This is a genomic window from Halospina denitrificans (genome assembly GCF_004364635.1).
Lineage (GTDB): Bacteria > Pseudomonadota > Gammaproteobacteria > Pseudomonadales > Oleiphilaceae > Halospina > Halospina denitrificans.
Map to the genome: position 1 here is coordinate 222736 of NZ_SOAX01000008.1, position 7959 is coordinate 230694.

Consider the following 7959-nt stretch of genomic DNA (forward strand, 5'->3'; position numbering starts at 1 on the left):
CCGGTTCCAGAGGATATTGAGGGTACCAATCTATGCGAATCGATAAGATGACAAGCCGGCTTCAGAACGCGCTTGCCGAAGCCCAATCCATTGCCGTGGGCAATGACAACAACTTCATTGAGCCCGTGCATCTGATGCAGGCCCTGCTCGATGAGAAAGGCGGTGGCACCGCGGGGCTGCTGCGTCAACTGAGCGTTGATCCCAGCGGCTTTCGCCAGGCCGTCGCCCGTGAAATCCAGAACCTGCCCCAAGTCAAGGACAACAACGGCGACGTCCACATGTCGAACGGGCTGGGCCGTCTGTTGAATCATGCGGATAAGCTGGCCCAGCAGAAGGGCGATGAATACATCTCCAGTGAGCTTTTCATCCTGGCCGCGGCCGAGGACAAGGGGCCGCTGGGGAAGGTTTTCAAGGAATTCAACGTCAACAGGGACAACCTGAGCCAGGCCATTGACAGCATGCGGGGAGGCGAGACCGTGGATGATCCGTCAGCGGAAGAGAACCGTGAAGCACTGGATAAGTACACACTGGATCTGACCTCCCGGGCGGAAGAGGGCAAGCTGGACCCGGTGATCGGGCGTGACGATGAGATCCGTCGTACCATCCAGGTCCTGCAGCGTCGCCAGAAGAACAACCCCGTGTTGATCGGTGAGCCGGGTGTGGGTAAGACGGCCATTATTGAGGGGCTTGCCCAGCGCATCGTCGATGGCGAGGTTCCTGACGGCCTCAAGGACAAGCGCGTCCTGGCTTTGGATCTCGGGGCCCTGCTGGCGGGCGCCAAGTACCGGGGTGACTTCGAGGAACGCCTGAAAGCCGTTCTCAAGGAGCTGGGCAAGGAAGAAGGTCGCGTGATCCTCTTCATTGACGAGCTGCACACCATGGTCGGTGCCGGCAAGACCGAGGGCTCCATGGATGCCGGTAACATGCTCAAGCCGGCGCTCGCCCGGGGTGAACTGCACTGTGTGGGCGCGACCACACTTAATGAGTACCGCGAGAATATTGAAAAGGATGCGGCCCTGGAGCGTCGTTTCCAGAAGGTGCTGGTCAACGAGCCCACCGAGGAAGACACCATCGCCATCCTGCGGGGGCTCAAGGAGCGCTATGAGGTGCACCACGGGGTGGATGTTACGGACGGCGCCATCATCGCGGCAGCCAAGCTTTCCAGTCGCTACATCACCGACCGCAAGCTGCCGGACAAGGCTATCGACCTTGTCGACGAGGCGGCCAGCAAGATCCGGATCGAAATGGACTCCAAGCCGGAGTCACTGGATCGTCTGGAGCGGCGTCTGATCCAGCTCAAGACCGAACGCGAGGCCCTCAAGAAGGAAAAGGATGAGGCATCCAAGAAACGTCTGGATGAGCTGTCCGAACAGATCAATGATCTGGAAAAGGAATACGCCGACCTCGATGAGGTCTGGAACACCGAGAAGGCTTCACTCCACGGTGCCCAGAAGGTGAAGGAGCAACTGGAAGAAGCGCGCATCGAGCTCGAGACCGCACGGCGCAGTGGCGATCTCCAGCGCATGTCCGAAATCCAGTACGGCAGGATCCCGGAACTGGAACGTCAGCTGGACATGGCCAGCCAGGCCGAGTCGGTGGAGATGAAGCTGCTCCGCAACCGCGTTACTGACGAGGAGATCGCGGAGATTGTCTCCAAGTGGACGGGTATTCCCGTCTCCAAGATGCTGGAGGGCGAGAAAGAAAAGCTCATGCGCATGGAGGAAAGCCTGCACGAGCGCGTGATCGGGCAGGATGAAGCCGTCAGGGCCGTTGCCAACGCGGTCAGGCGCTCCCGGGCAGGGCTGTCGGACCCGCACCGGCCCAATGGCTCGTTCCTGTTCCTGGGCCCCACCGGCGTGGGCAAGACCGAGCTGTGCAAATCACTGGCGCATTACCTGTTCGATACGCAGGAGGCCATGGTGCGAATCGACATGTCCGAGTTCATGGAGAAGCACTCCGTGGCCCGGCTGATTGGTGCGCCACCCGGCTATGTAGGTTATGAGCAGGGCGGCTACCTTACGGAAGCGGTGCGCCGCAGGCCTTACTCCGTGCTGTTGCTGGATGAGGTTGAAAAGGCCCATGGTGATGTCTTCAATATCCTCCTGCAGGTGCTTGACGATGGCCGCCTGACCGACGGCCAGGGGCGCACCGTGGACTTCCGCAACACCGTTATCGTGATGACATCGAACCTGGGTTCCGATGTGATCCAGAATATGGCGGGTGAGTCCCAGTACGAGCAGATGAAATCAGCAGTGATGGATGAGGTGGGAACCCATTTCCGGCCGGAATTCATCAACCGGATTGATGACGTGGTGGTCTTCCATCCGCTTAACGAAGAGCAGATCGAAGGCATCGCCCAGATCCAGATCGATCAGCTCAACCAGCGGCTGGCGGAGCAGGAGCTGGAGCTGCAACTCTCGGACGCGGCCATGAAGAAGCTCGCCGGTGTTGGTTACGACCCTGTTTACGGCGCAAGGCCGCTCAAGCGGGCGATCCAGCGGTTCATCGAGAATCCGCTGTCCCAGCGCCTGCTGCAGGGAGAGTTCTCGCCCGGTAGTGTCATACACGCCGATGTTGAGGGCGATGAACTCCGTTTCTCCGTGACCTCCTAAGCGATAAAGGGCTGGCCTTCGGGCCAGCCTGTTTAATCACAGTTTTCTTTGCGAACTTTCTCGTATCGCTTCCGCTTGGCCTCCTTCTCTTCGGGAGATAGATAGCGACGCTCCCCATTTTCTTCGACCTGAAGGCGGGCATTCTGCTCGAGTGTCTTCAGGGCCTCCTTGGCGGTTTCACAATTACGGCGGCGAATTCTTTCAATCGCCTCCTGATCCCGTTGCTCTTCTTCGCTGGCTGCCTCGTCAGGTTCCCCGCTTTCCTGGTCGCCCTCCTGCTGCGAATCAGGTTCCTGCGCCGGCGCACGATCGTTGCCTTTGGTTTCGGGAGACCGGGTCTGGACGTTCATGGGGGTTGCGTCCACATCCGAGGGAGGATTCTCGGAGAAATGCGTGTTGCCGGACTCATCAGTCCAGCGGTAAACCTCGCCAGCCTGGAGCAGGGCCGGCGTCAGGGTGGCTATCAGTATGATTAAAAGGGCATGTTTCATGGCGATTCCCGTAATAGCGAGGATGGCGTTACTCACCATGACTTTAGAACATGTTGCGGGGATCGCAAAATGCGCCGTCACGCAGTGTCTTACGGTTGACACTACGGCTCACGCTGTCAGAATTGACGGGGCCTGTACGCAGTTGAATTGCATGGCGGAAACCCCGGTAGTGTAATTCCTCGGCATCCACACCAGTCAACCCGCCCTATGTCGCGGGCTGCAGCATCGCAGAGCCGGACTGTACGCCGTTACCCTCAGGGTGCAGTCGTCCCGGAGATAACCTCCTTAAGGGACGGTGTGGCACATGGCCCGATTCAGCTTTCACAAGAAGCGGTTTCTTCAGGGCACAGGCAGTGGAAAAAACATTGAACATTTATCGTTGTAAGAGGGTGATCCAACGTGGAATTACTGTCTGGTGCCGAAATGCTCGTCCGGTCCCTCAAGGACCAGGGCGTCGAATACATATACGGTTATCCCGGAGGTGCCGCGCTTCATATCTATGACGCACTCTTCCGCCAGGATGACGTCAAACACATCCTTGTCCGCCATGAGCAGGCCGCCACACACATGGCGGACGGCTACGCGCGGGCCTCCGGCGAGCCGGGTGTGGTCCTCGTGACCTCCGGGCCTGGAGCGACCAATACCATCACCGGTATCGCAACCGCCTCCATGGACTCCATCCCCATGGTCATACTCTGTGGCCAGGTAGCTTCCCATCTCATTGGTGAGGACGCGTTCCAGGAGACGGACATGATCGGCGTTTCCCGCCCGATCGTGAAGCACAACATGACGGTGCGCCATCCGTCCGAGATTCCGACCCTGGTCAAGAAGGCCTTCTATCTGTCAAAGACCGGTCGTCCCGGACCCGTGGTCATTGATATCCCCAAGGATATGACGGCGCCCAATGAGCGCTTTGAATACGAGTATCCCGAGAAAGTCAGCATGCGCTCCTACAATCCGGCGGTGCGCGGCCATGCGGGGCAGATCCGCAAGGCCGTGGACATGATGGTGTCGGCAAAGCGGCCGATTATCTATGCCGGCGGGGGAGTTGTTCTTGGCAAGGCCTCGAACGAACTGACCGAACTGGCGCATAAGCTCGGGTTCCCGGTTACCAATACCATTATGGGGCTGGGTGGCTTCCCGGCGACGGACCCGCAGTCACTGGGCTGGCTTGGTATGCACGGGAGCTACGAATCCAACATGGCCATGCACCACTCGGATCTGGTGATTGCGATCGGGGCGCGCTTCGATGACCGTGTCACCAACGCCACGGACAAGTTCTGTCCGGGAGCGCGGATCGTTCATGTGGATATTGATCCGGCCTCCATCTCCAAGACGGTGCACGCGGATGTGCCCATCGTCGGCCCCGTGGACTCGGTCCTCAAGGAAATGCTCCAACTGGTCAACGAGAGTGATGTTGAGCCGGATGCAGAGGCATTGAAGGCCTGGTGGAAGCAGATCCGCGAATGGGGTAATTACCGAGGCCGGTATTACTACGAAAAGAACGACGAGTACATCATGCCCCAGGAAGCGGTCGAGGCCCTCTACCGTGTTACCAAGGGCGATGCTTACGTGACCTCTGACGTCGGGCAGCACCAGATGTTCGCGGCCCAGTACTATCCCTTCGACAAGCCGAACCGCTGGATCAACTCGGGCGGGCTCGGAACCATGGGATTCGGGTTCCCGGCGGCCATGGGCATCAAGCTCCATTACCCGGATGCGGAAGTGGTCTGTGTCACGGGCGAGGGCAGCATCCAGATGAACATCCAGGAGCTGTCGACCTGCAAGCAGTACCATCTGCCGGTCAAGATCATCAACCTGAACAACCAGGCCCTTGGCATGGTCAAGCAGTGGCAGGACATGAACTACGAGTCGCGTTATGCGCACTCCTACATGGCGTCACTGCCGGACTTCCCCAAGCTTCTGGAGGCCTATGGCCATGTGGGACTGACGGTCACCCGGCGCGAGGACCTGGAGCCAACGCTCGAGAAAGCCTTCGCCATGAAGGATGAACTGGTCTTCGTCGATATCCTGGTGGACCCATACGAGCACGTGTATCCCATGCAGGTGGCTCGTGGTTCCATGAAGGACATGTGGCTCAGCAAGACGGAGAGGGTCTGATATCATGCGGCGAATCATCTCGATCCTGATGGAGAACGAGCCAGGGGCTCTGTCGCGGGTTGTCGGGCTCTTCTCCCAGCGCAACTACAACATTGAAACGCTGGCCGTGGCGCCAACCGAGGATCCGACGCTGTCGCGCCTGACGCTGACAACGGAAGGGTCCGATAAGGTTATCGAGCAGATCACCAAGCAGCTCAACAAGCTGATTGAGGTGGTCAAGCTCGTTGACCTGACCGAGGGCAGCCACATCGAGCGCGAGCTGATGCTGATCAAGCTGCGCGCAACCGGCGCCCAGCGGGCGGAAATCAAGCGCACCGTCGACATATTCCGGGGGCAGATCGTTGACGTCACCAGTACCGTCTACACCGTGCAGCTGACGGGCGACGGGGAGAAGCTGGACGCGTTTATCCAGGCCGTCGGCACCATGGGTGTGCTTGAAGTAGTGCGCTCCGGGGTTTCCGGAATTGCGCGCGGAGAAAAGGTCCTGTCTCTTTGACGGGGCCATCGACTTAATGCGGGGCAGGCGCAAAATCAATGCTTGCCCCCGGATTTTTCAGTAAAACACAGGTGAACACCATGCAGGTTTATTACGATAAGGACTGTGACCTTTCCATTGTTCAGGGTCAGAAAGTGGCGATTATCGGTTATGGCTCCCAGGGCCATGCGCACGCCAATAACCTCAAGGAATCGGGCGTGAAGAACGTGGTCGTTGGGCTGCGCAGCGGCTCGTCTTCCTGGAAGAAAGCCGAGGAAGCCGGCCTTCAGGTGCAGACCATTGAGGATGCCGTCAAAGGGGCTGATGTGGTCATGATCCTGGCGCCGGATGAGCACCAGGCGTCGCTGTACCAGAACCAGGTTGAGCCGAACATCGGCAAGGGTGCGGCGCTGGCGTTCGCCCATGGTTTCAACATCCACTACAACCAGATCGAGCCGCGCGCGGATCTCGACGTCATCATGATCGCCCCGAAAGGCCCGGGTCATACGGTCCGCAGCCAGTACGTCGAAGGCAGTGGTGTTCCCTCGCTGATCGCCGTACAGCAGGACGCCACCGGTCGGGCGAAGGACGTGGCGCTGTCCTATGCGTCCGCTAACGGCGGTGGCCGTGCGGGCATCATCGAGACCAGCTTCCGTGAGGAAACCGAGACTGATCTCTTCGGTGAGCAGATGGTCCTCTGTGGTGGCACCTCGGCCCTGATCCAGGCAGGCTTTGAGACACTGGTTGAAGCGGGTTATGCCCCGGAAATGGCCTATTTTGAGTGCCTGCACGAGCTCAAGCTGATTGTTGATCTGCTCTACCAGGGCGGGATCGCCGATATGCGCTACTCCATCTCCAATACCGCCGAGTATGGTGATGTGACGCGCGGGCCGCGGATCATCAACGACGATACCAAGAAGGAAATGCGCAAGTGCCTGAATGAGATTCAGACTGGCGAATTTGCTCGTGAGTTCATCCTGGAGAATCAGGCTGGTCAGCCGACTCTCAAGGCTAAGCGTCGTATTGCCGAGGGCCATCAGATCACCGAAGTGGGCGATCGCCTGCGCGGCATGATGCCCTGGCTCCAGAAGAGTCGTCTGGTTGATAAAGACAAGAACTGATCCACTGAAGCCTGTTGATCGGTTGAAAGTCTGTCCGGCCAGTGACCCTGGCCGGATTTTCTGTTTTTAAGGGGCTGTCCCGATGGCAAGTGATGAGAAAGAGCAGCAATCCACGGATGAAAGTGAGATCGAGGGAGCGGAAGTTGTCGAGGAGGAGATGGTTGGTGACTCACGCGTGCGCCGACGTGGTATCTATCTGCTCCCGAATATGTTTACGACGGCGTCCCTGTTTTCGGGGTTCTATGCCATTGTCGCCGCATCCAATAATGACTTTGCCCTGGCCGCCATTGCCATCTTTGTGTCCATGGTCCTGGATGGTCTCGACGGCAGAGTGGCGCGTCTGACCAATACCCAGAGCCGGTTCGGGGAGGAGTATGACAGTCTGGCCGATATGGTGGCCTTTGGTGTTGCCCCCGGCCTGGTTACCTTCTTCTGGATTCTCAACGATCTGGATAAGCTTGGCTGGATTGTTACCTTCATCTATGTGGCCGGCTCTGCCCTCAGGCTGGCGCGATTTAACACGCAGATTGGCTCCGTGAGCAAGCGTTACTTTGTGGGGCTTCCCAGTCCCTCTGCCGCTGCCGTTGTGGCAGGGATGGTGTGGTGCTTTCACAGCTTCGAACAGACCTGGTGGTTGAGTACAATGGCTGTCGTCCTGGTGGCAGGGGCCGGTGTCCTCATGGTCAGCAACATCCTCTATTACAGCGGTAAGGATCTGGACCTCAAGGGCCGTGTCCCGTTTGCGGCGATCCTGCTGGTCGTGCTTGTCTTTGCGGTTGTTGCCATTGAACCTCCTGTGATTCTGTTCCTGGCGTTCCTGATTTACACGCTGTCAGGCCCTGGACTCTGGGTCTGGAGAAAGCTTCATCGCCGGCCCGGGCAGTCTTAGCAACAAAGCTGACACCCGGTTGTCATGAAATCGTGGATAACCGGTTGACGCAGAATGTGGCGGGTGTAGAATGCGCATTCTCTTGAGGCAACGCCCCGGCCGGCAGCGGCGCAGGTGGTGATTTGGAAGTTGTTTCAGGGATTGACAGATCGGCAAATTGCTTTAGAATTTGCGGTCCTAAATCAGCGGCTTAACGCGGCTGAGGTTCTTTAACAATTGGGTCAGATTATTTGTGTGGGCGCTGGCTGAG

General features: G+C 58.5%; 6 protein-coding genes. 5 read left to right on the top strand and 1 reads right to left on the bottom strand.

Features of this window, described 5'->3' with window-relative positions:
- The first annotated feature begins 32 nt into the window (after positions 1 to 32).
- Positions 33 to 2612 (top strand): ATP-dependent chaperone ClpB, encoded by a 2580-nt coding sequence (gene clpB / locus DES49_RS15275; RefSeq protein WP_133737296.1) that lies wholly within the window; start codon positions 33 to 35, stop codon positions 2610 to 2612.
- 32 nt (positions 2613 to 2644) lie between these two features.
- Here clpB and DES49_RS15280 read toward each other — a convergent pair whose 3' ends face one another.
- Positions 2645 to 3103 carry a DUF4124 domain-containing protein gene (locus DES49_RS15280; RefSeq protein ID WP_166646103.1) on the bottom strand — a complete coding sequence of 153 codons (459 nt, stop codon included), beginning with the start codon at positions 3101 to 3103 and terminating at the stop codon, positions 2645 to 2647.
- A gap of 399 nt (positions 3104 to 3502) precedes the next feature.
- Here DES49_RS15280 and DES49_RS15285 point away from each other — a divergent pair, with 399 nt between their 5' ends.
- The 4 genes from DES49_RS15285 to pssA all read left to right on the top strand — a co-directional run bounded on the left by DES49_RS15285 (position 3503) and on the right by pssA (position 7709).
- The gene (locus DES49_RS15285) at positions 3503 to 5224 is read left to right on the top strand and encodes an acetolactate synthase 3 large subunit (protein WP_133737298.1); all 1722 of its coding nucleotides are present in this window, start codon (positions 3503 to 3505) and stop codon (positions 5222 to 5224) included.
- Positions 5225 to 5228: 4 nt separating this feature from the next.
- Positions 5229 to 5720, top strand: a complete 492-nt coding sequence (gene ilvN / locus DES49_RS15290; RefSeq protein ID WP_133737299.1) for an acetolactate synthase small subunit — start codon at positions 5229 to 5231, stop codon at positions 5718 to 5720.
- 80 nt (positions 5721 to 5800) lie between these two features.
- The gene (gene ilvC, locus DES49_RS15295) at positions 5801 to 6820 is read left to right on the top strand and encodes a ketol-acid reductoisomerase (RefSeq protein ID WP_133737300.1); all 1020 of its coding nucleotides are present in this window, start codon (positions 5801 to 5803) and stop codon (positions 6818 to 6820) included.
- An 82-nt stretch (positions 6821 to 6902) separates the two neighbouring features.
- Positions 6903 to 7709: a CDP-diacylglycerol--serine O-phosphatidyltransferase gene (gene pssA / locus DES49_RS15300; protein ID WP_133737301.1), complete on the top strand. Its 807-nt coding sequence runs from the start codon at positions 6903 to 6905 to the stop codon at positions 7707 to 7709.
- The last annotated feature ends 250 nt before the right edge of the window (positions 7710 to 7959 follow it).

Coding starts and splice junctions, on each gene's coding strand:
- ilvC (WP_133737300.1), top strand. CDS start 5,801: ATGCAGGTTTATTACGATAAGGACTGTGACCTTTCCATTGTTCAGGGT.
- ilvN (WP_133737299.1), top strand. CDS start 5,229: ATGCGGCGAATCATCTCGATCCTGATGGAGAACGAGCCAGGGGCTCTG.
- clpB (WP_133737296.1), top strand. CDS start 33: ATGCGAATCGATAAGATGACAAGCCGGCTTCAGAACGCGCTTGCCGAA.
- DES49_RS15280 (WP_166646103.1), bottom strand. CDS start 3,103: ATGAAACATGCCCTTTTAATCATACTGATAGCCACCCTGACGCCGGCC.
- pssA (WP_133737301.1), top strand. CDS start 6,903: ATGGCAAGTGATGAGAAAGAGCAGCAATCCACGGATGAAAGTGAGATC.